16 protein-coding genes are annotated in these 22247 nt (G+C 61.4%); 11 read left to right on the top strand and 5 right to left on the bottom strand.

Translation table 11 applies throughout. From position 1 onward, the window contains the following. Nucleotides 1-22: 22 nt before the first annotated feature. The 9 genes from IC37_RS03380 to IC37_RS03340 all read left to right on the top strand — a co-directional run bounded on the left by IC37_RS03380 (nt 23) and on the right by IC37_RS03340 (nt 11754). Entirely contained in the window at nt 23-2533 is a 2511-nt protein-coding gene (locus tag IC37_RS03380; protein ID WP_030128831.1) for an aminotransferase class III-fold pyridoxal phosphate-dependent enzyme, read from the top strand. 181 nt (nt 2534-2714) lie between these two features. Further along, a complete protein-coding gene (gene moeB, locus IC37_RS03375; RefSeq protein WP_030128830.1) occupies nt 2715-3887 on the top strand; it encodes a molybdopterin-synthase adenylyltransferase MoeB in 1173 nt (390 codons plus the stop codon). A gap of 19 nt (nt 3888-3906) precedes the next feature. Then, a complete protein-coding gene (locus tag IC37_RS03370; RefSeq protein WP_030128829.1) occupies nt 3907-4314 on the top strand; it encodes a Mov34/MPN/PAD-1 family protein in 408 nt (135 codons plus the stop codon). Nucleotides 4315-4388: 74 nt separating this feature from the next. Continuing rightward, nucleotides 4389-4661, top strand: a complete 273-nt coding sequence (locus IC37_RS03365) for a MoaD family protein (protein WP_030128828.1) — start codon at nt 4389-4391, stop codon at nt 4659-4661. Between the two features lie 86 nt (nt 4662-4747). Beyond that, entirely contained in the window at nt 4748-6601 is a 1854-nt protein-coding gene (locus IC37_RS03360) for a CoA transferase (protein WP_030128827.1), read from the top strand. Then, on the top strand, nt 6598-8247 hold the full coding sequence (locus tag IC37_RS03355) for a class I adenylate-forming enzyme family protein (protein ID WP_030128826.1): 1650 nt from the start codon (nt 6598-6600) through the stop codon (nt 8245-8247). Before IC37_RS03360 ends, IC37_RS03355 begins: the two co-directional genes overlap by 4 nt. Further along, the gene (locus IC37_RS03350; RefSeq protein WP_030128825.1) at nt 8241-9461 is read left to right on the top strand and encodes an acyl-CoA dehydrogenase family protein; all 1221 of its coding nucleotides are present in this window, start codon (nt 8241-8243) and stop codon (nt 9459-9461) included. Before IC37_RS03355 ends, IC37_RS03350 begins: the two co-directional genes overlap by 7 nt. After that, nucleotides 9458-10675: a CynX/NimT family MFS transporter gene (locus IC37_RS03345; protein ID WP_030128824.1), complete on the top strand. Its 1218-nt coding sequence runs from the start codon at nt 9458-9460 to the stop codon at nt 10673-10675. The genes IC37_RS03350 and IC37_RS03345 overlap by 4 nt, the downstream gene beginning before the upstream one ends. After that, entirely contained in the window at nt 10672-11754 is a 1083-nt protein-coding gene (locus IC37_RS03340) for a hypothetical protein (RefSeq protein WP_030128823.1), read from the top strand. The genes IC37_RS03345 and IC37_RS03340 overlap by 4 nt, the downstream gene beginning before the upstream one ends. An 18-nt stretch (nt 11755-11772) precedes the next feature. Here IC37_RS03340 and IC37_RS03335 read toward each other — a convergent pair whose 3' ends face one another. Further along, nucleotides 11773-13476 carry an ABC transporter ATP-binding protein/permease gene (locus tag IC37_RS03335; protein ID WP_030128822.1) on the bottom strand — a complete coding sequence of 568 codons (1704 nt, stop codon included), beginning with the start codon at nt 13474-13476 and terminating at the stop codon, nt 11773-11775. A 199-nt stretch (nt 13477-13675) separates the two neighbouring features. On the opposite strand from IC37_RS03335, the gene fhuF reads away from it, so the two are divergent. Next, entirely contained in the window at nt 13676-14365 is a 690-nt protein-coding gene (fhuF, locus tag IC37_RS03330; RefSeq protein ID WP_081729283.1) for a siderophore-iron reductase FhuF, read from the top strand. A gap of 9 nt (nt 14366-14374) precedes the next feature. Here fhuF and IC37_RS03325 read toward each other — a convergent pair whose 3' ends face one another. Then, the gene (locus IC37_RS03325; protein WP_030128820.1) at nt 14375-16018 is read right to left on the bottom strand and encodes a cyclic peptide export ABC transporter; all 1644 of its coding nucleotides are present in this window, start codon (nt 16016-16018) and stop codon (nt 14375-14377) included. Nucleotides 16019-16364: 346 nt separating this feature from the next. Here IC37_RS03325 and IC37_RS03320 point away from each other — a divergent pair, with 346 nt between their 5' ends. Continuing rightward, nucleotides 16365-18425, top strand: a complete 2061-nt coding sequence (locus IC37_RS03320; protein WP_030128819.1) for a TonB-dependent receptor — start codon at nt 16365-16367, stop codon at nt 18423-18425. Nucleotides 18426-18490: 65 nt separating this feature from the next. On the opposite strand, the gene IC37_RS03315 is transcribed toward IC37_RS03320, so the two are convergent. From IC37_RS03315 to IC37_RS03305, 3 genes are all read right to left on the bottom strand, one after another. Continuing rightward, entirely contained in the window at nt 18491-19483 is a 993-nt protein-coding gene (locus tag IC37_RS03315) for a LacI family DNA-binding transcriptional regulator (protein ID WP_030128818.1), read from the bottom strand. Between the two features lie 92 nt (nt 19484-19575). Then, complete coding sequence (locus tag IC37_RS03310) at nt 19576-21078, bottom strand: glycoside hydrolase family 32 protein (protein ID WP_030128817.1); 1503 nt, start codon at nt 21076-21078, stop codon at nt 19576-19578. Further along, nucleotides 21075-22220: an ABC transporter ATP-binding protein gene (locus IC37_RS03305; RefSeq protein ID WP_030128816.1), complete on the bottom strand. Its 1146-nt coding sequence runs from the start codon at nt 22218-22220 to the stop codon at nt 21075-21077. Before IC37_RS03305 ends, IC37_RS03310 begins: the two co-directional genes overlap by 4 nt. Nucleotides 22221-22247: the final 27 nt, after the last annotated feature.

Below are 22247 nucleotides of genomic sequence, written 5' to 3'. Positions count from 1 at the left end.
CCAGAACCCAGGACAGACCCCTATGAAATTCGGTTTTATCGCCCACCCAACCTCCATCGCCCTGCAACGTCAGGTAAAGATCATCGACCTGTTGGATCGCACCCTCGCCGAGCAGGACCGTGGTTATCAGCCCCAACTCTGGCAGCCGCGTAACCTGGTGCCGTTCGCCGATTTCGGCCGCATCGTCAGCGCCACCGGCGCGACCTGTGAAGGCATCCTGCATTATCTGCCGCTGACCGCCGAGCAGATGCTCAGCCAGCCGCGAACTATTGCCGGCCGTGTACTCGAAGGCGTGCAAAGCCTGAAAGAGCAGGGCGCGCAACTGGTCGGCCTGGGCGGTTTTACCGCGATCGTCGGCAACCGCGGTTTGCAGACCCTGGACCGCAGTGGTGTGCCGGTGACCACCGGCAACTCGCTCACGGCCTATGCCGCCTACAAGAATGTGCTGGAAGCCATGGCCCGCCTGGAGGTGCCGCCAGCGGACAGCGAAGTGGCCGTGGTCGGTTACCCGGGTTCGATTGCCCTGGTCATTGCCAAACTGCTGGCCCGGGATGGTTGCCGTCTGCGCCTGGTGCATCGCGGCAGCGTCGAACAGGGCCGCGAAAGCCTGGCGTATCTGCCGACGGAAATGCACGGCCAGGTGCGCATGACCGCCGACATCGACAGCTGCTACGACGAGGTGCGCTTCTACGTCGCCGCGACGTCCAGTGGTGGCGTGATTGATCCCTACCGGCTGGCGCCGGGCTCGGTGGTGGTGGACGCAGCCTTGCCGCGGGATGTATTGCCGTTTCAGCATGATCGCAAAGACATCCTGATCATTGATGGCGGCCTGGTTTCGGCCAGTGAAGCCCTGCGCTTCGGCACCGAGACCCTGGGCCTGGCGCCGAAGAAATTCCTTAACGGCTGCCTGGCGGAAACCCTGGTGCTGGCCTTGGAGGGGCGTGCCGAGGCGTTTTCCATCGGCCGCGAACTGCCCGAGGAGCGGGTACTGGAGATCGGCCGGATCGCCGAGTTGCACGGTTTCTCTCCATCGCCAATGGCGTCCTATGGCGAGCGCCTGCGCGAGGAAGACTTCCAGGCCTTGCGCCGTTTCCATCGACGGGCCATGGCAACCCCGCCCGTCGACCAGCCGGTAGCATTGCGCGCCGAAGCCCTGCGTTGTTTTGGCGAGCACATCAATCCGGTGTTACGCGAGTTCTATCAGTTCAACCACATCGAGCGGGTGTTCACCCACGGCAGCGGCTGCTGGCTGACCGACCTGGACGGTGGCCGCTACCTGGATTTCGTCGCCGGTTATGGCTGCCTGAATACCGGACACAACCACCCGCGGATCAACCAGGCGCTGCAGGCGTACTTGCAACAGCAGCACCCGACTTTCGTCCAGTACGTCTCGGTGCCGCTGCAAACCAGCCTGCTGGCGCAGCGTCTCAGCGAGTTGGCGCCGGGCAACCTGGAGCGGGTGTTCTTCAGCAACTCAGGTACCGAGGCGATCGAGGCCGCGTTGAAACTGGCCATGGCCGCCATGCAGCGCCCTCGGGTGCTGTATTGCGACAACGGCTATCACGGCAAGACTTTGGGCGCGCTGTCGGTGACTGGCCGCGACAAACACCGCGACCCGTTCAAGCCGCTGTTGTCGCGCTGCGATTCGATTCCCTTCGGCGATCTGGCAGCGCTGGAGGCGGCCTTGAGCCAGGGTGATATCGGTGCTTTTATCCTCGAGCCAATCCAGGGCGAGGGCGGGGTGATACTGCCGCCCGCCGGCTACCTGAAACAGGTCCGCGAGCTGTGCAGCGCCCATGACTGCCTGTTGATTCTCGACGAGATCCAGACCGGTCTCGGGCGTACCGGCAAGCTCTTCGCCTGTGAGTGGGAGGCGGTGGTGCCGGATATTCTGGTGCTGTCCAAGTCGCTCTCCGGCGGCGCCGTGCCCATCGGCGCGACCCTGTCCAGCGCAGCGCTGTGGGACCGCGCCTACGGCAGCATCGATACCTTCGCCCTGCATACCTCAACCTTCGGCGGCGGCAATTTCGCCTCGGCCTCGGCCCTGGCGACCCTGGACGTGATCGCCGATGAAGATCTGGCCGGCAATGCCGCGCGGGTCGGCGGGCAACTCAAGGAGGCGCTGCGCGAAGCGGTCAGCGCTTACCCGTTCATCCGCGAGGTGCGAGGCATCGGGCTGATGATCGCCATCGAGTTCGAATACAGCTTTCACGGTGGGGTCGAGGCGTTCGTGCGTGAGTTCGCCAGCCGTATTCCGGGGAATGCGGCGGGCACTTATCGCATGCTGTCGGGCAAGGCCAAGCGGCATATCGAGGAGGCCATCAGCGAGGTGGAGAAAAACTTCGAGGAGATGTTCGTGCTGCGCTTCGTCAGCAAACTGTCGAGGGAGCATGGGGTGTTGACGTTCGTCACCGCCAACAACAACCGGGTGATGCGCATCCAGCCACCGCTGGTGCTCAGCGATGCTGAGGCGCGGCATTTCGTCGAGGCCTTCAGTGCCGTGTGCAAGGACATGTCGACCTTCCTCGCCTGACGGTATCAGCGGCCCATGAAAGTCCTTGAAAGAGGGCTTTCATCTATTTGTCACACGTCATCGACGATTGTTTAAATTCATACAAAAACGTGTGTTCTGAATATGAAAATCCAGACCCGTCGAATTGATTAATTGAAGTGGCTGCCTGAGAATCGGTTGCATTCAGTAACAGGTATACGCCATGAAACTTCCTGCTCTTGTAGAACCCGTTGCAATCCTAAGTAATGAAGAAATAACCCGTTACAGCCGACACTTGTTAATTCCCGATGTCGGCCTTGAAGGCCAGCGTCGCTTGAAGAGCAGTAAAGTGCTGGTTATCGGAGCGGGCGGTCTGGGTTCACCGGCCTTGTTGTATCTGGCGGCAGCTGGCATCGGCACCCTGGGGATCATCGATTTCGACCGGGTGGACGAGTCCAACCTGCAACGCCAGGTCATTCATCGGGTGGCCACCGTCGGTCAATTGAAAGTTGAAAGCGCCGCCGCGGCGATCAAGGATCTGAACCCCCATGTGCAGGTCAACCTCTACGACCAGCGCCTGGAACCGGACACCGCCGTGCAGCTGTTCAGCCAGTACGACCTGATTCTCGATGGCACCGACAACTTCGCTACTCGCTATCTGGTCAACGACGCCTGCGTGCTGGCCAACAAGCCCTACGTCTGGGGTTCGATCTTCCGCTTCGAGGGACAGGCCTCGGTGTTCTGGGAAAACGCCCCCGGCGGCGTCGGCCTCAATTACCGCGACCTGTACCCGGAGCCGCCACCCCCGGAGCTGGCACCCTCCTGCTCCGAGGGCGGGGTATTGGGCATTCTCTGCGCCTCCATCGGAGCGATCATGGCCACCGAGGCGGTCAAACTCATCACCGGCATCGGCGAAAGCCTGCTGGGGCGCCTGATGGTCTACGACGCTCTGGAAATGTCCTACCGACAAATGCCGCTGCGCCGCGCTCCCGGCCGCCAGCCGATCACCGCCCTGAGCGATTATCAAGTGTTCTGCGGCCTGACCGCGCCCCACGGCGTGCAGCCTTCGGACATTCCGTCCATCAGTGCCCGGGAGCTGCAAGCCCTGCGCGAAGGACATCAAGATGTGCTGCTGATCGATGTGCGCGAGCGCACCGAGTGGGACATCGTGCGCATTCAGGGTGCCCAGCACATACCCAAGGGGGCGAACACCGCCGCGCTGATCGAGACCCGATTCGGCAAGCACGCCAACCTGGTTCTGCACTGCAAATCCGGGTTGCGCTCCAAAGCGGTGTTGCTGGAATTGCAGCAACTGGGCTTCAGCAATGTGCGTAACCTCGACGGCGGCGTACTCGCCTGGGTGCGGGACGTTGAGCCGACGTTGCCGAGTTATTGAACGCAAGCGAGGGGCGAGCATGTTGAGAATTCGTGCCGGCCTGCTGGAGGCGATGCTGGAGCAGGCACGGCGGGACCATCCGCTGGAAACCTGCGGCATCATCGCCGCACCCGCTGGCGCCAGGACTGCCGAACGGCTGATCGCCATGGACAATGCGGCACGTTCGCCGACCTTTTTCAGCTTTGCGCCGAAACAGCAACTGGCGGTCTGGCGTGAACTGGATGAGCGGGACGAGGAATGCCGGGTGATCTATCACTCCCATACCGCCAGCGCGGCCTACCCCAGTGCTGAAGATGTGCAGTACGCCGGTGATGCGTCGGTGCACTACGTGATTGTTTCAACCTTGCCGGATATTGATGTGGCGGTGCGCAGTTTTCGAATCGTCAATCGCAAAGTTACCGAAGAAAGTATTCATGTCGTTCGTTGAAACTTGATGCCGACACGGCATTAAACACAGATGAATTAATTAAAAGAGCCCTATTCAGGCTCAGGGAGTTCTGCATGTCGATTTCCGTCATTGTGCCAACTTTGTTGCGCTCATTTACTCAAGATCAGAAGCGCGTCGAAGTCCAGGGAAGTACGGTTCTTGAAGTGATCGAACAGATGGAACGGGAGTACCCGGGCGTTAAGGAGCGTTTGATTGGCGACGGTCAGGTACATCGTTTCGTGAACATCTACGTCAACGATGATGACATCCGTTTTGCCGACAACCTGGCCACCTCTCTCAAGGCCGGTGACGCCATCACCATTCTGCCGGCAGTGGCCGGTGGCTGATTGCAGTTGATGGCTCCGGGCCTGCGCGGCGTACCTCACCCGAGGCCGTTCGCGCAGCGTTATGCAACCACTCTGGCGAATGTTTTATGTCCCGTCTTTTACATGGATGTAGTCTCAGCGGCTCTTTTGCCTCTTCACCTGTCGGGTTCGCGCCGTTGGCAGCGTCACTGCGCTACCAGGCGACGACGCTGGGCCTGAACCCGCAGACCACCACCGATGATCCGGTACAGCGGGGGTTGAGCTTCACCCTGCACCATCCCGATCTGAAACCTCTCAACGGGCTGATTCAAGGTTGGCCCGACGGCAGCTGCGCCGGTGTCACCGAGCACACCGTACAGGCGGCCTGCGGGCTGATGTCGGTGCATGGCCGGGCCAGCGGCAAGGCCCAAGGGCTGGGGCTGGATTATGTTTCGACCTTGAGCGCCAGCCTGGCCCTGCAAGGCGCGTTTGCCGCAGCGCTGGGGCAGTTGCGCGGTGGCGACTTCAGCGCAGTGACCACCTCCATGGGCGCCGCCGGGGTGCTGGGCATTGCTCAGTATCTGGCGGGAGCGACCGCGGGTGGCGAGGCCGAGCGGCTGTGGCCGGGGGCGACTTGCGCGAAGAATCGTCCGCCCTTTGTGTCGGCCGATGGCGTGCATTTCGAACTGGAAACCCTGGACGCTGAACCCTGGCGGCGATTTTGGGCGGCGGTGGGCATCGACGGCGAACAGGCCGGTCAGGGCTGGAAGGCCTTCCTGTTGCGCTATGCCAAAGCTGTTGCGCCGATGCCGGCGGTGTTCCGTCAAACCCTGGCGCGCTTGTCCATCGCCCGGATCAGCGCCCTGTGCGAGTTGAGCGGCGTTGCACTGTGCCCGGTGCGCAGTCTCGCCGAGCGCTGTGCCGACAGCAATCTGCCCGCTCAGTTGGAGCAGGGGCCGTGGGCCTTCGACGCTGTCAGCGCGGGCGGCAAAGCGTTGCCTGACTTGAATGGGCAAGCACTGCCCTTGAGCGGCCTGACGGTGATCGAGTCGTGCCGACGAATCCAGGGTCCGCTGGCCGGACATTTGTTGGCGCTGCTAGGGGCCGAAGTGATCCGCATCGAACTGCCCGGTGGCGACCCACTGCGCGGCATGCCGCCTTGCGTCGATGGAGTGTCGGTGCGCTTTGACGCCCTCAATCGGCACAAACAGGTCCGTGAGCTGGACATCAAATCCGCCGCCGGCCGCGAAGAGCTGTACGAGCGAGTCAGGGACGCTGACGTGTTCCTGCACAACTGGGCGCCGGGCAAGGCCGCCGAACTGGCGCTGGACCGCGCCGACCTGATGCGGGTCAATCCGGCGCTGGTGTACGCCTACGCCGGTGGCTGGGGCCATGACCGTCCGGGCGAGTCCTTGCCTGGCACCGACTTCGTGGTCCAGGCCTGGTCCGGTGTCGGCGAACAGATTGGCCTGGCCTCGGCGACGCCGGGTGGTTCTCTGTTCACCGTGCTGGATGTGCTGGGCGGTGTGGTCGCGGCTCAAGGGGTCAGCGCCGCCTTGCTGCATCGCGCGTTCAGCGGGCAGGGCGTACGAGTCGACAGTTCGCTGCTCGGCGCCGCCAACCTGTTGTGCGTGCAGTCACTGCAAGGGACGGATACCGCCGACAGCAGTGTGCTCAAGGGCGTGTACCCAACGCTAGCCGGTCTGTTGGCCATCGATTGCCAGACCCCGGTCCAGTTTCAGCAACTGGAAAATATCCTCGCCTGCGATCTGCATAGCGACCTCGAGGGGCGTGATGGGCTGATTCGTGGGGCCTTGGCGTCGCAGTCTGCCGCTACCTGGCAACAGGTGCTGGGCGACGCCGCTATCCCGGCCGTCGTGGCCGTAGAAGACCTGTCACAGCTGGCTCAAGACAGGCGATTGAAGACGTGTTTAAGCGTGAATACCTATACCTCGGTCAACGCTCACTGGAGTTTTCGATGAATAACGCAGGCATTATTGATCTGGTCCCCGCGGACGTTCGCAGTGTTTGGGAACGCGACGGCACCTACCCCAACCGTTCGGTCTACCAACTGTTCCGCGAACACGCGCAACGTGCTCCGCAGAAACCGGCGGTGCTCTCACCTGAAGGTACACTCAGCTATGGCGAGTTGCATGATGCCGCGCTGCGCATGGCCGCGAGCCTGCGCGCCGCTGGCATCGTCGCCGGCGATGTGGTCGCTTATCAACTGACCAACAGTTGGCGCAGTTGCGCCATCGACCTCGCCGCCGCGGCCCTGGGGGCGGTGGTCGCGCCGTTTCCACCGGGACGCGGCAGCCTGGACATCCAGGCCCTGGTGCGCCGTTGCGATGCGCGGGCGGTGATCGTTCCAGCGGAGTACGCCGGCATCGATCTGTGCCAGGTCATCGAGTCCCTTCGACCGAGCCTGTTGTCATTGCGGGTGCTGATTGTTGAAGGTGAGGTCCGGAACGGCTGGCTGAGTCTGCAAGACATGCTCCAGGCCGAGCCGTTGACGCAAGCGCAATTGCCCAATGTTTGCCCCAACTCGCCGGTGCGCTTGCTGGTGTCTTCCGGCACCGAATCCGAACCCAAGCTGGTGGCCTATTCCCACAACGCCCTGGTGGGCGGGCGTGGGCGTTTCCTGCAGCGCGTCCACCCCGAAGGCGAGACCTTCCGCGGGCTGTATCTGGTGCCGTTGGGATCGTCCTTCGGTTCCACCGCGACCTTTGGCAGCCTGTCCTGGCTCGGCGGTTCGATTGCCGTGCTGCCGCAGTTCGACGTAGGGGCGGCGATCGAGGCCATCGAGCAGCTGCGTCCGACCCATATTCTCGGCGTGCCGACGATGCTCCAGCGCATCGCCGCCGACGCCCGCCTGGAACAGATCGACAAATCCAGCCTGGTGGGGCTGATCTGCGGTGGTTCGCTGATCGATGAAGTGACCGTACGCCGCTGTGTCGAGGCGTTCGGTTGTGGTTTTATCAGCCTCTATGGTTCGGCGGACGGGGTGAACTGTCACAACACGCTGGACGATGCTCAGGATGTCGTGTTTTACAGCGTCGGCCGGCCGAACCCGGCAGTGTGCGCGATCAAGATTGCCGACGAGCAAGGCATTGAATTGCCCCAGGGCAGCGTCGGCGAAATCAAGGCCCGTGGCCCGCTGAGCCCCATGCAATACGTCAACGCCCCGGAACTCGACGCGCAATACCGCGATGCCGAAGGCTGGGTCAACACCGGTGATCTGGGTTATATCGATGTCGATGGCTACCTGATTCTGGCCGGACGCAAGAAGGACATCATCATCCGTGGCGGCGCCAATATCAGCCCGGTGCAGATCGAAACCCTGGCCACCGGCCACCCGGATGTGGTCAGCGTCGCTTGCGTGGCGGTGCCGGACCCGGACCTCGGCCAGCGGGTGTGCATCTGCGTCACCTTGCGCGACGGCGCGCCGCGCTTCTCCTTGAGCGAGCTGACCGACTACCTGCGCGAGCAGGGCCTGGAGGTCAACAAACTGCCGGAGTACCTGCGTTTCTACCGTCAGCTGCCGCTGACCCCGGCGGGCAAGATCGACAAAAAATCCCTGGCCGCCGAAGTGGCGTTTCTGGAGAGCGGGGCGGGCATCGCATGTTGAGTGCACAGCCATTGACCGACATTCGGGACAGCACGCAGCTGGCTCGAGCGGTGCGGCATTTTGTCGACGAGCGCATCGTTCCGTTGGAGAGTGAGCTGGCGGGGGAGCCCCGGCAGGCCGCCCGGCGCATTGCTGAACTCAGCGCCGAGGCGCGGGCCGCCGGGCTCTGGGGCAGTTTTTACCCCCAGGTCCTCGGCGGACGCATCGCCAGCCTGCGCGATTACCTGGCGGTGGCTGAGCAGGAGGGGCGTTCCGAGTACGCCCCGGCGATCTTCGGTGACGATGCCACCCTCGATCTGCACATGCTCACCCGGCATGCCAGCGAGGACATTCGCCAGCGCTTTCTCGAACCTTTGGCGGCGGGGACGCTGGTCTCCAGTTACGGCATGTCCGAGCCCGACAGCATCGGCTCGATCCCGGCGACCCTGAGCAGCCACGCTGAGTTCGTCGATGGCCAATGGTTGTTGAGCGGGCGCAAGTGGTTCATCTGCCGCGCCGAGCGCGCGGCCCTGGTCACGGTGATTGCCCGCACCGCCTCCGGCCCGCTGGAAAACGGGCTGTCGATGTTGCTGGTGCCCAGTGATGCCCCGGGTTTTCGGGTCGAGCGGCCGTTGTCGATCCTCGGGCGATTTTCCGGTCAGGGCGAGCTGTCCTTCGATCAGGTGCGGGTCCCGCCCAGCCATGTATTGGGACAACCTGGGCAAGGGCTGGCGCTGATGCAGGAACGCTTGGGGCTCGGTCGAATATTGCGCTCGGTGCACTGGCTGGGCCTGGCCCAGCGCTGTTTCGATCTGATGTGCGCGCGTATCCATTCGGCCCGTGGCCAACAGGCGCGGCTGGCGGATAAACAGCTAGTGCGCCAACGGGTATTCCAGGTCTATCAAGCCATCGCCAGCGCCCGCGCGCTGCTGCAGGACGCCGCCGGTAAACACGATGCCAGGGTGGCCAACAGCATCGAGGTCAACATCGCCAAGGTTGCCGCGTCCCAGGCGTTGAGCGAGGCAGTGGATTCGGCGATCCAGATCATGGGCGCCGAGGGCTTGAGCGAGCTGTCACCACTGTCGGGGATTTACCGCACCGCACGGACCACACACATTCTCGATGGCACCGACGATGCCCTGATCAGCTCGGTGGGGCGACAACTGCTGGACAGTTGCGGCGACGACGGACTGGATTTCGACTGGCCATCGCAGGTACAGGGAGCGGGCCGATGACTGAGCACAACGCTCTGCAGGGCTGGTGGTTGCGGGTGGTGCTGACCGCAGCCATGGCCTTGCCGATGCTGATCTTTTACGCCGTCGGCACCCTCGGCCCATTGATTGTCGCGGACCTTGGCGTACCGACCCATTGGCTGGGCTGGCTGATCACCAGCGCCTTCGGTTTTGCCGCGCTGTTGTCGTTGTGGGCCGGGCCACTGGTCAACTGGGTGGGCACCCGGCGGGCCATGGCGATGTTGTTCTGGAGCACGGTGGGCGCCTATGGATTGCTGGCCAGCCTGCCGGGATTCGTCGGCGTGGTGTTGGCCCTGGCAGCGTGCGGGATTGCCCAGGCACTTGCCAATCCGGTAACCAATTTACTGATCGCCGAGCGCGTCGAGCCCCGGCACAAGGCAGCGGTGGTCGGCTTGAAACAATCCGGCGTACAGGTCTCGGCGTTGTTTGCAGGCTTGTTGCTGCCGACCCTGGCAGTGACTTTCGGCTGGCGCATGGCCTTGGCGAGTTTGCTGATACCGGCCTTGGTGCTGGCGTTTCTGGGGCCGCGAGTGGCTCCTCGGGAGCACAAGGGTAAACCGCTGAGCCTTGCCGTTGCCCGGCCCAACGGGCGACTGGCGCTGCTGATGAGCGTGCAGTTGTGCGTCGGCATCGTGCTCTCGTCGTTCGTGACGTTTCTCGGGGTGTTCGCCGCGGGGCAGGGGATGCCTGCCGCATTGATCGGCGGCTTGATTGCGGGCTTCGGCGTGATGGGCATTGTTGCGCGGATCTTCCTTACGCCTTTGGGCGCGCGCATGGCCGATGAGTCCTGGCTGCTGCTGGTGTTATTGCTGCTGTCGAGTGTGGCCTTGTGGCTGACCTCGCTGGCCGCGCCGGGCAGTCATTGGCCGTTGTGGGCCGGGGCTCTGGGCATGGGGCTGACCGCGGTCGCGACCAATGCCATTGCCATGAGCATGGTGCTGCGCGACCCGGGCTTCGGCAGCCCGGCGCCGGCTGCGGGTTTGCTGTCGGTGGGTTTCTTTGGTGGTTTTGCTCTGGGGCCACCGTTGTTCGGGCTGGTGCAGAACGGGCCGCGGGGGTTTGCTTATGCCTGGCTGGCGCTGATCGGAGTGTTGCTGGTGGGCTGCCTGCTGAGCCTGTTGTTGTCGCGGGTCAGGCTACGCCACAAAAGCACTGCCGGCGTGGCGGTCGAGTCGTCCTTGAGGGTGGTCAAATGAGCGCCTTCGAGGTCCCGCATCGGCCCCTTGAGACCGCTGAAGTTCGGCGCGCCATCAACGCCATCTTCACGCGACTGGAGCAGATCGACGCCGCGTGTGGCCAGGGCTTTCCCCTGTATTGCACGGGAAACAATGCGCTGTGGAAAGTGTCTGCGGGCGGCTCCTGGCTGGGTGGATTCTGGGCCGGCCTGTGGTGGTTGAAAGCCCATTGCAGCGGGCACCGGGCGGATCTGCAACAGGCGCTGCGCATCGCCGAGCGGCTGCGGGACAAGCTCGACAGCGATACCCATCATCGCAGTCTGATTTTCTGGTACGGCGCCGGGTTGGGCGCACGCCTGCTGGCCGATCCCCAGGCCGAGGAGCTGACGGAGCAGGCGGTTCAACGCCTGGTCCGGGCGTTCGATCCGGTGCTGGGCTGCATCCCCCTCGGTCGCGAAATGGGCGGCGGTGAACAGGGTGACAGCTGTTTGAGCATCGATCCGCTGGCCGCGACCCTGCAACTGTTTGCCCTGAATGCCGAACCACGACTGCTGGGACTGGGCCGACAACAGTTGCAAACCTCCTTCCGTGCCTGCGCTGGCGCGGACGGTACCTGGAGCAGCCACGCACGTTTTGACCATGGGCAATGGCAGGCCGGCGATGTCCCGGGTAATTGGTCTCGGGGTCAGGCCTGGGCCATGCTCGGCCTGGGGACGGGCGCCCGCTTATACGGTGTGCCGTTCAGCAGCGACGCCGAAAGGGCAAGCCAGTACTGGCTGCGCAGTCGAGGCGTGTGCGTCCCGGTCAATCGCCTGGATCAGCCCATGGGACTGAGCGACCCGTGCGCCGCGGCGATGGCGGCATTGGCCCTGCAAGGGCTGGCGATGGGGGCTGTCGAGGCTGAGCTGCTGCGACAACAGGCGGGCCAGCTACTGGCGGCGATCGTGCGCAGCGCCGACTTCGAGGATGGGCGCTTCATCGGCCATTGCTATCGCACTTCGGCGGCGGTGGAGCAGAAGGTCGAATCGGCCTGCGGCAGTTTCTTTCTGTTGGCGGCGTTGCTGGCCTGGACCGGGGAGATCGATCCGCGCTGGATCTGAGAGGAGGGCGGGAGTGAATCACACAGGTTGCTTCACCTTTCGATGCACCCACTGAGCCTCGCTTTGCAGCTCCAGGACTTGCCAATGGAAGCGCTCCAGCGACGCATTGTGTCCGACGCTGATCAGGATCGTCTCCGGTAGCGTCTGTTTGAGCAATTGATAGCAGCGCGCCTCATTTGCCGAATCCAGCGCCGAACTGCTCTCGTCGAGGAACAGGACCGTGGGGCGGGCCAACAGTGCCCGAACGAACGCACAGCGTTGCAGTTCGCCGACGCTCAAGGTCTGCGACCAGTCCCGTTCCTGATCCAATTGTTCGCTCAGGTGTTGCAGGCCGACTTGCTGCATGGCCAGGCGCAGAGCGGCGTCTTCTTCGCGATGGGGAGGATTGGGATACCAGAGCGCCTCGCGCAGGCTGCCCAACGGCAGGTAAGGTTTTTGCGAAAGCGTTAGAGCACGCTCACGGTCGTAACAAGTGGAGCCGGAAGCATGATGCCAAAGCCCCGTGATCGTACGAATCAGTGTCGATTTGCCGTAGCCGGACGGCGCGCTGATCAGAAGGCTATCGCCGGGCTCAAGTGAAAGGTTGAAGCCTTTGAACAATTGCCTGCCATTTGGAAGCCAGATGTCCAGATCCTTGATATCGAGGCCGTTGGTCTGCTGCCCGAGCCTGACGGTCGAATTGACCTCGACGTTATCCAGTCGCTCCTGGAAACCGATCAAACGGTCGATCACCGATTTCCACTCGGATAACTCTGGAAACACGCTCACCAGGTAGGCGACGGCTGCGTGTACTTCGCCGAAGGCAGCGCTTATCTGGGTCAGGCGGCCTAGGGGAAATGCGCCCGCGAAGAACTGCGGTGCCATGATGAACATCGGGATGACTGTTGCGCTGCGCAAGTAGAAGGTCGAGTAGCCCATGATCAGCTTCTGCTTTTTCACCAGCGCCCAAAAGTTCTCCAGCGCCGCCTCCAAGCGTTGGTTGAAACGGGAGTTTTCCACGGTTTCGCCTCGGTACTGGGCCACCGAGTCGGCGTTTTCCCGCAGGCGAATGAGCGAGAAGCGGAAATCCGCCTCGCGCCGCTGTTGCATGAAATTGAGCCTTGGCAGCGCGCGGCCCAGCCAGAACGCGACGCCGGTGCCTAATATCGCGTACACCAGGGCCACCCACACCAGCAGCCCCGGGATGACCAACGACTGGCCGTTGAACGGCACGCTGACAAGGCTGGAGGCCTGCCAGAGGATATGCAGGAAGGAAAACAGCGACACCACCGACGTCAACACTCCCAGACTCAACTTGAGCGACTTGACGATAAAAAGGTCGATGTCCTCGGCGATCCGCTGATCGGGGTTATCGACGTCGGTCTCGGTCAGTTTCAGCTTTTGGTAACGGTGACTGGCCAGCCATTGATCGAGCATGTTCCGGGTGGCCCAACGACGCCAGCGTATCGTCAGCTTCTGCTGGAAATGGAACGCGCCCACGGTAAAGGCAGCGATGCCGATCTGCAGCAGGATGAACTGCAGGCTACCCAGCAGAAAGCCGGCGTAATCCATAGCCTGCAATGCGTTATAAAAATGCAGGTTCCAAAAGTTGGTGAGGATGTTGATCCCCACCAGGCACAGGGTCATCAGCACGGTAGCCAACAGCAGTAACAAGGCCGGGTACTTTTCCTCGGATGCCCAGAAAGGCCGTGCAAGACGCCAGAAATTGCGGAGTGTGTGCATGTGGTCTTGGTGAGCCCGGTCGCTAACGACGTTGAGTTTGCAGGGGAGGGAGGATAGGATCGGCCAATGCTAATCGTTTGCATTAATTAGGGAAAGTCACGGGGGACCCGTTATCGAATTTCCAGAATGGCTTAACCAGGCCTGGCCGCCGATACAACGGGTAATCCAGAATGAACCTGGTGATCAGCCTTCCATAACGTTGAGTCAGCTTGCCGACCCTGCCGTGCTGCAACCGTTGCTGACCCGGTTCGCCCTGCGTTATCCGGGGGTGAACCGCGCAGCGGTGGTTTCGCAGTGGTCGATGAACTACATGAGCATTGTCCTGCCGGCCGCCCTGGCCTGTGCTCTCACCCGTCATTGCGCGATCGACTTCTGGGGCACGGAAGCTGTGCTGTTGCACGATGACGGTCAACCTCTGGCGCTGGGATTGACCTCCCGGTTATCGACCTTGGCCCCCGAAGACCGCGCAGCCTACTGGTCGCGGTTGATCCATGAACACCTGGCACCGCTTTTCACCACCCTGGCCGCCGCCGGTGGCCTGGCTCCGAAAATATTGTGGGGCAACCTGGTCGCCATCTGGGACGGTGCCTTCGCGAGAATGGATGCCAACTTGTCCAGAAACGGTTTCGCCGAGGCGCACCAATGGCTGGAACAGGCCACGGTGAACGACGGGCGTCTGAAGTTAAGGGGCCTGCAGCGCATGGTCGAGTCACCTGCGCCGCAGATTTGTCCCTGTCTGCCATTGCGTCGGCATTGCTGCCTGCATTACCAGTTGCACGAGCCCGTCGAGGGCACACCGCAAGTGCTTTGCGAGTCCTGCCCCAAGTTGCATCGCTTGCCTGTGGCAGAGCAGGTGAGCTACCTGCACTACATCTATGAGGCCGGTTGACCCTCGTAATCAGGCATAAACCGCGTGGGCTTCGACCTGGGCGAGGTGGCCGTTCTCGACTTTCAACACCCGGTCGGCCTGTTGGAAGTAAGCATCATCGTGGGTGATCACGATCACGGTCTTACCCCGGGCTTTTAACTCCGGCAACAGCTCCATGTAGAACACCCGCTTGAAGGTCGGATCCTGGTCGGCGGCCCACTCGTCGAACAGATAAAACGGCTTGTCGTCCAGATACGCCGACACCAGCGCCAGTCGCTTGCGTTGACCCGTGGAAAGATCCACGGTGGAAAAACGGTCGTCGACGATGCTGACTTTATGCCCCAGCCCCAAGGCCTTCACATAACGCGTCGCTTCGGCGGTGCGGTGTTCGGCGTCCGCTCCGTCGTTGCCCAGCAGATGTTCGAACAGGTGGAAGTCGGCGAAGACGGCGGCAAAGTGCTGACGGTATTGCTCGCGGTTGTTGTCGTCCACTTCCACGCCGTTGAGCACCACGCAGCCGGTTTCCGGTGCGTACAACCCGAGCAGCAGCATGGACAGCGTGGTCTTGCCGCTGCCGTTGCCCCCAACCACGAACACCAGTTCACCCTGTTCCAGCGTGAGGTCCATCGGCCCGAGCATGAAGGGATGATCCTCGTGTTCACCGGGATAACGGTGGCACACGCCATTGAGCGATAGCCGCATAGGACCTTCGCTGGCGAACAGGTTACCGACCGCGGCACCGGCCTGGGCTTCGGTGCTCAGTTCGGCGTCCAGTTGACGAATGCGGTTCAGGGCGATACTGGCCTGACGCAGTGACGGCAGGGCGATCATCAGGTCGGAAATCGGCCGCACCAGATACAGCAGGGTGATGGTGAAACTGGTCAGCACAGTGATCGGCTGCGGTAGCCAGAACGGGATGATAAATAACAGCACACCCAGGTTGAGGTAAAACAACAAAGTGCCCAGATTAGCCACCACCGAGTAGCCGGCCATGCCGCGTATAAAACGCGTGCGGAATTCGTTGGCACCCGGCTGGATGACCCGCTCGACAAACGCTTCACCACGAGCGTTGTTCAACTGTAATTCCTTGCTGCCCTCGATCAGGTTGCGAAAGTGCTGGTAAAGCACATCTTTTTGCTGCCGAACTCGCTCCAGATGGTTCAATGGCCCGCGTTCGGCCAGGTGAAACGCCACCAGCCCCACCAACAGGAACAACGCGAGAATCGCCAACAGCGACCACGATAGCCAGGCCAGGTAGGCGAAGCACGCCAGGGTCACCACAGCGTTGACGAACAGCAGCGGCACCCACTCGAACGCAGCCGTAAAGGTGTGTACGTCTTCGGTGAGGATCACCAGCAAACGGTGTTTGCCCATGGCTTGCAGGCGTTTGAGCGGGGTGGCGAGCAGCTTGCGCGAGAGATCGATGCGCATCTGGAAAATTGCGCTTTGGGTCAGGTGCAGCAGCGACAGTTCCGAGCAGAGTTTGCTCAGCAGCATGCCCACACACAGCCCGAAAAACCCCAAGGCCAGCTCCGGCAGTTGTTGCGGGTTGGCCAGCCCGCGGTTGATCAGAATCACCAGCCCCGCACTGGCCAGACCGCCCAGTGCACCGGTGATGGAGGCCAGCGCCAGCAGGCGTGCCGATTGGCGGTAGAGATAGAGAATCAGGTTCATGCGACGGTTTCCGTCGAGGCCAGCGCCAGCGACTTGATGAGTTATTCATGGAAGGCTGACTACCCGAGGAGCGTTTCGTGATCGGCAGCGACCTGATGATGACAGGTTCGCTGGCTGATCGCGTCCCACTGCGCAGGCAATGTCGGACTGTTCGGCTCAGGTCGCCGGTGCGGAGCTCGACTGAAATGTATCCGCTCTAATGCACGGCGGCACACTAGTTACAAATGAGACGGATTATCAATTCTATTACTTTAATATTTTTTTTGAATTAGACTCAGCCCCGCTGGCATCAAACGGCATTCAGTCAGCTGAAAAACAAAGAATATCTGTCGCATGGGAGCGGGGCGTGAATTTCAAAAAGAATACAATTGCGTTGGCTGTGGGGTCGGCGGTATGCCTGATTAACAACACATGGGCGGCCGAACAGTCGAACACAATGGAGATCGCTCCGATCACGGTGACGGGTGAAAAAATCAACCGCACCCTGGAGCAGACTCAGTCCAGCGTCGTGGTCGTCACCGAACAGCAACTACGCGAGAAGGCCGACCACAGCCTGGTCGACGTGTTCGCCCGTACACCGGGCGTGTATAGCCAGGCCGGTAACGAAAACTGGGGTATTCGCGGTGTGCCGGTGTCCGGTTTCGACGACCAGGGCCCGGCGACCCTCAATGGTGCCGTATCGGTTTATGTCGACGGTGCCGTGCAGCCGAACCGGGCACTTACCCTCAGCCCGATGCCGCTGTGGGATGCGGAACAGGTCGAAGTGTTCCTTGGCCCGCAGTCCACCACTCAGGGACGTAACTCTCTGGCAGGTGCTGTGGTCATCCAGACCAGGAACCCGACCTTCCAACCGAGCTTCTCGGCGCAGACCAATGTGGGGAACAATGGTGAGAAGGGTGCGGCGGTAGCCGGTGGCGGTTCGATCGTCGACGACAAGATCGCCGGGCGTATTGCCGTGGATTATCAGGACGGCGATGGTTACATCGATAACATCGCGCTCGGCGACGACGCCAATCCCCATCGCACCAGCAACTCCCGAGGCAAGTTGCTGATCCTGCCCAATGACGACACAGACGTTTTGCTGACCTATGCCCATAGCGAACACCGTCAGGGCGATCGCTCGACAATGCGTGTTAATGGCAAACCCAGCTATTACGATATTTCGTCCAATACCAAGGCATTCGACAACCTCAAGCAGGACACCCTCAGCGCCAAAGTGGATTACCGGCTGAATGATGCCTGGACGCTGACAAGCTTGACCGCCAACACCCGTTCTGATTACAGCAATCGTCTGGACTTCGACCAGACCGCTGAAGCCAACGAAGTCATTCTGCGCAAGCAGGACGGCGACCTGTTCAGCCAGGAGCTGCGTCTGAATTACAGCGCGGACACGGTGAAGAGTTTCGTGGGTGCCTATTATGGCCACAACACCAACAACTTCCACGACCGGTTGTTGTTCGATAACGAACTGTTCGCGACCGTCAAGGGCGATACCAAGATTGAAAACAAGGCGGTGTTCGGTGAAGTCAACTGGACGTTCGCGCCGCGCTGGACGTTGATCACCGGTCTGCGCTACGACCACGAGACCAACGACACCGACGTTGAACAGGATGACTTCTCCAGCGCAGGCCAAGTCAGCAAATCATTTGACGCTGTACTGCCGAAACTCGGTATCGACTACGAGCTGGCCACGGATCAGTACCTCGGCTTTATGGTGCAAAAAGGCTACCGCGGCGGTGGCGTCAACGTGCGCGCCGGTGGCGGCCACCAGGCCTACGATCCGGAATACACCACCAACTACGAACTGTCCTACCGTGGTTCGTTCTTCGACAAGAGCCTGCGTACCCGTGCCAACTTGTACTACACGGATTGGAAGGACCAGCAGGTCAGTATCCGGAAGAGCGGTAGCGACTTCTCTCAGATCTACAACGCCGGTCGCAGTGAGATCAAGGGTCTGGAAGTCTTCGTTGAGAAAGACATCACCGAACAGCTGACGCTGACCGCGGGTGGCGCTATCACCGATAGCAAGTACAAGGACTTCGTCACGGGTGATGGCGAGGACAGGAGCGGCGAGTCGTTCCTCTATTCGCCCAAGTACAAGATGTCGGTGGGTGGTACCTATCGCTGGGACGACCGTCTGACCTTCAGCACGGACGTCACTTACCAGAGCACCACGCCGTCGGAATACCTGTTCGACGCGGACGGTCAGGTAACCGGCGAGCTCAAGAGCGACAACTACGTGCTGGTCAACTTCAACACCGAGTACAAGGTCACCAAGAACATCGCCGTATCCGGTTTCGTGAAAAACGCCTTCGACAAGGAATACGTCACCAACAACCGCAACGACGACATCATCGACGTCGGCGCACCGCGCACGGTGGGCATGGTTCTGCGTTACGACATGTAAACCCATGAGCGCGGGGAGGCAGGCTCCCCGCGTACGTTTTCAGGCCGCGTGTTCTGCTCGATCCCTCATAACGACGCCCTGACCACCAATGGACAATCAACGGGCTGGGCTCCCGATACCTCGAGGGCCTCGATCAGGTGCAGGGCAGCATTGCGACCGATCTCGTAGTACGGCAGTTGCACGGTGGTCAGCGGCGGGATGAACAGTTCGGCGATGCCGATCATGTTGTCATAGCCGAGCACGGCGACATCGTCGGGAATTTTCAGGCCACGGCCTAAAAGCAGCTGATAAGCACAAAAGGCAATGCGGTCGTTGCCACAGATCAGAACATCGAACTGGGGACGACCTTCGATGATGTGCCGGTCGAGGATGGTTGCGGTTTCACCATAGGCGTCATGATCGGAAAGGTTGTATTGCAGGAGTGCGTCAGGCAACAGCCCGAATGCCTGACAGGCACGCTGCAGGCCTTTTTGTCGCAGGCCCCAGGCCAGACTCTGTTTGGGCAGATTGATACACAGAGGGCGCCGATAGCCTTGGCTCAACGCGTGATGTACGGCGCGATACTGCCCCGATTCGTCGTCCGGCACATAACTCACCAAGTGTCTGTCATCTGCCAGGCAATTGGCGAGTACCAGGGGTTTACTCTTCAAGCGCTCGGGAATGCTCACCTGGCGAAACCCCATGGCGCTGAAGATCAACCCGTCGGGACGGTGCGACAACATCAGGTCGATGTTCTGGTCGGTGGGCGGGTTGCTCAACAGGTTGAGGATAAAGACATTCCAGCCGGCTTGCTGCGCGGTCTGTTCGATGGACAGCAACAGTTCGACCGCGAACGGTGTGGTCGCGGTGTCCAGCGCGAACACTCCGATGGTTCGCGACTGGAGGTTGTCGCCGCGCATCTTGCGCGCCGACAGGCTCGGTACGAATTGCAGTTCATCAATGGCGCGACGCACCCGCTGAAGGGTTTCGGGGCTCAGTTTTTCCGGGTTATTGAGCGCTCGAGAAACCGTCATCAGGGACACGCCGGCCAGCTGTGCAACGTCTTTCACTGAAGTCATGCGAGGCGAGGCCGGTCAGGTTGACGCAGGATCATGACACAGGGCCCGGGTTTCTCGCGACTCGAATGACGCTGCTCATAGCCATCCGCCGTTCACAGCCATCCAGAGTCGAGAGGCCATGCCTTGGGAATCGAGACACGCCCGCCACTTCCGTTGGCAAACAGCTTCACGCCCAGACTGTCCGGCCGTGGATAAAGGCGACTGCTGAGGCTGAAGCGCCCGTTTTCGTCGAACACCTCGATGGACGAGCGATCGAGAAACACACGCAGTTCCAGTCGCTCTTGTGTCGGATCTATCGCCACGCTGCGCTGACCGGTGACTTGTGCACCCGAGCGGCCGCGGTCAAGCACCAGTCGCTGCAGCGAAGCATCGTAGTAGAGCAGGGTTTCTTCTTGACCATCATCGCTGCAACGCAAGGCGATTCCCAGGTGGCCGTCGGTGCAGCCGAGCAAATCCAGATGCACATGGATTTCGAGCCTGTCACCATTCACTTCCCGCACCCATCGGGCTCCCGACCCATCCCACCAGGACGTGCCCGGCAATGGCGCCTTGCGCAGTGCGGTGAGCTCCCGTGCCGGATACACGCAAAGGCGATCGGCGCACAGTTCAAGTTCGCGCGGCAACCCGAGCATGCCGCACCAGTGATGGGCCTGGCTCGGCATCGGGCTTTCCCACATGTCGAGCCACGCCCACACAAGGCGCCGACCGTCGGCGGCCAGTAGCGTTTGCGCGGCATAGAAATCGTGGCCGTTATCCAGCTCGATAAAGGGCCCGCCGGTGAAGTGCCATTCGCTGTCGAGTCGGCCCACTCGATAACCGGTCTGGTACTTGTTGAGCCGTTCGTAACCCTCGGGTTGCATGCCCTGGGGGGAGTACAGCAGCACATCGCGCCCGTTCAGTCGGAACAGATCCGGGCACTCCCACATATAGCCATCGCCCTCGCTGCCGCTGGACACATAATCCAGGAACTCCCAGGCGTGCAGATCCGTGGAACGGTATAGCGGCAGTAGCGGTTTATCACCCAGACGCGCGCCGGCAATCAGGTACCAATAGTCATCCTCCTGCCAGACCTTGGGGTCACGAAAGTGCATGATCGTGTCTTGCGGCGCGGTCTCGATGACGGCGCCATGCTTGACGAAGTGGATGCCGTCGGTGCTGGTGGCCAGACACTGGACTTGGCGGATCGAGCGTTCGTCACCCACGTCCCCCAGCCAGGTGTGCCCGGTGTAGATCAGTGCCAGGGTATCGCCATTCACCACCGCGCTACCGGAAAAACAACCGTCACGGTCGAAGTCATCGCCAGGCGCCAGGGCGATGGGCAGATGCTGCCAATGGACCAGATCGGCGCTCTTGGCATGTCCCCAATACATCGGCCCCCATTTCGCGTCGAAGGGATGGTACTGATAGAACACATGGTATTCGCCACGAAAGTACACCACTCCGTTGGGGTCGTTCATCCAGCCCACCGGGGGGGCAAGATGATAATCGGGTCGATAATCGTGGATGACGCGAGACAGGCCATTACTCAGCGCATGCTGCGCAATCTCAAGGGCAGCGGACATTGGAACACTCATGGAATTCAAAGACACAGTCATAGGGCGCCTGCTCGTGCCGAGCGCAGAGGGACACCATCCGGCAGGGTTTCAATGGCGTGTGGATGGCGCTTCAAGGCCGTGCCGTCGACGTCGAACAGGTGCAGGTTGTCGACGTCCAGTTGCAGTTCGACCCGATCGCCCGCCTGCCATCCGGCGTTGACCTCACAACGACAGATCAGTGGCTCGTCCTGACCTGTCTCGAGGTGCACATAGGTTTCGCTGCCCAGGTATTCGACCCCGGTCACGACGACGCCGGCGGTTCCCTGCGCCGCTTTGAGCGACACGTGTTCCGGGCGAATCCCCAGGCTCAGCTGCGCGTCCGCTGTCAGGTTCGAGCTGTCGAAGGGCAGGGAGGTCATACCCAATATAGGGCAATCGACCAGGCTGGTTTCGCCTGGGGCCTGCAGGCGCGCGGCAAGAAAATTCATTCTGGGTGAGCCCAGGAAGCCGGCGACAAAGCGGCTGGCCGGGCGTTCATAGAGTTCGCGCGGTGAGCCGACCTGTTCGACGCGACCGCCATTGAGCACGACAATTTTGTCGGCCAGGGTCATCGCTTCAACCTGATCGTGGGTGACGTAGATCATGGTCGAGCCCAGTCGATCATGCAGTCGGGCGATTTCGTTGCGCATCTGCACGCGCAAGGATGCGTCCAGGTTGGAAAGCGGCTCATCGAACAACAAAATGTCCGGTTCCCGCGCCATGGCTCTGCCCATGGCCACACGCTGACGCTGCCCGCCGGACAGTTCCTTTGGCTTGCGTTGCAGCAGTTTGTCCAATTGCAGGATTTGCGCCGTTTTCAGCACGCGCTCGCGCAGGCTGGTCTTTTCAGTCTTGGCCAGTTTGAGGCCGAAGCTGATGTTGTCGTAGACGCTCATGTGCGGGTACAGCGCATAAGACTGAAACACCATGCCGACGCCACGCTCGCGCGGCTCCAGGTCGTTGACGCGACGCCCGTCGATCAGCAGGTCGCCGCCGCAGATCGAATCCAGTCCGGCGATCAGTCGTAGCAGGGTCGATTTTCCGCAGCCCGAAGGGCCGACGAACACCACGAATTCACCCGCGGCGATTTCCAGGCTGACGTCGCGAAGAATCCGCGCGCCGCCCAATTGTTTGTTCACGTTGTCCAGTTTCAATTTGATCACGATGCTGTTCCTTGTCTTTGTTGGGCA

It is taken from the genome of Pseudomonas sp. QTF5, from assembly GCF_000512695.2.
Taxonomy (GTDB): Bacteria; Pseudomonadota; Gammaproteobacteria; order Pseudomonadales; family Pseudomonadaceae; genus Aquipseudomonas.
The sequence above is the reverse complement of the archived record's forward strand: the minus strand, read 5'-3'. Positions and strand labels throughout refer to the sequence as shown.

Bases quoted from the DNA above. Each gene is read 5' to 3' on its own strand.
- IC37_RS03380 (WP_030128831.1), top strand. From the start codon at position 23: ATGAAATTCGGTTTTATCGCCCACCCAACCTCCATCGCCCTGCAACGT.
- moeB (WP_030128830.1), top strand. From the start codon at position 2,715: ATGAAACTTCCTGCTCTTGTAGAACCCGTTGCAATCCTAAGTAATGAA.
- IC37_RS03370 (WP_030128829.1), top strand. From the start codon at position 3,907: ATGTTGAGAATTCGTGCCGGCCTGCTGGAGGCGATGCTGGAGCAGGCA.
- IC37_RS03365 (WP_030128828.1), top strand. From the start codon at position 4,389: ATGTCGATTTCCGTCATTGTGCCAACTTTGTTGCGCTCATTTACTCAA.
- IC37_RS03360 (WP_030128827.1), top strand. From the start codon at position 4,748: ATGTCCCGTCTTTTACATGGATGTAGTCTCAGCGGCTCTTTTGCCTCT.
- IC37_RS03355 (WP_030128826.1), top strand. From the start codon at position 6,598: ATGAATAACGCAGGCATTATTGATCTGGTCCCCGCGGACGTTCGCAGT.
- IC37_RS03350 (WP_030128825.1), top strand. From the start codon at position 8,241: ATGTTGAGTGCACAGCCATTGACCGACATTCGGGACAGCACGCAGCTG.
- IC37_RS03345 (WP_030128824.1), top strand. From the start codon at position 9,458: ATGACTGAGCACAACGCTCTGCAGGGCTGGTGGTTGCGGGTGGTGCTG.
- IC37_RS03340 (WP_030128823.1), top strand. From the start codon at position 10,672: ATGAGCGCCTTCGAGGTCCCGCATCGGCCCCTTGAGACCGCTGAAGTT.
- IC37_RS03335 (WP_030128822.1), bottom strand. From the start codon at position 13,476: ATGCACACACTCCGCAATTTCTGGCGTCTTGCACGGCCTTTCTGGGCA.
- IC37_RS03325 (WP_030128820.1), bottom strand. From the start codon at position 16,018: ATGAACCTGATTCTCTATCTCTACCGCCAATCGGCACGCCTGCTGGCG.
- IC37_RS03315 (WP_030128818.1), bottom strand. From the start codon at position 19,483: ATGACTTCAGTGAAAGACGTTGCACAGCTGGCCGGCGTGTCCCTGATG.
- IC37_RS03310 (WP_030128817.1), bottom strand. From the start codon at position 21,078: ATGACTGTGTCTTTGAATTCCATGAGTGTTCCAATGTCCGCTGCCCTT.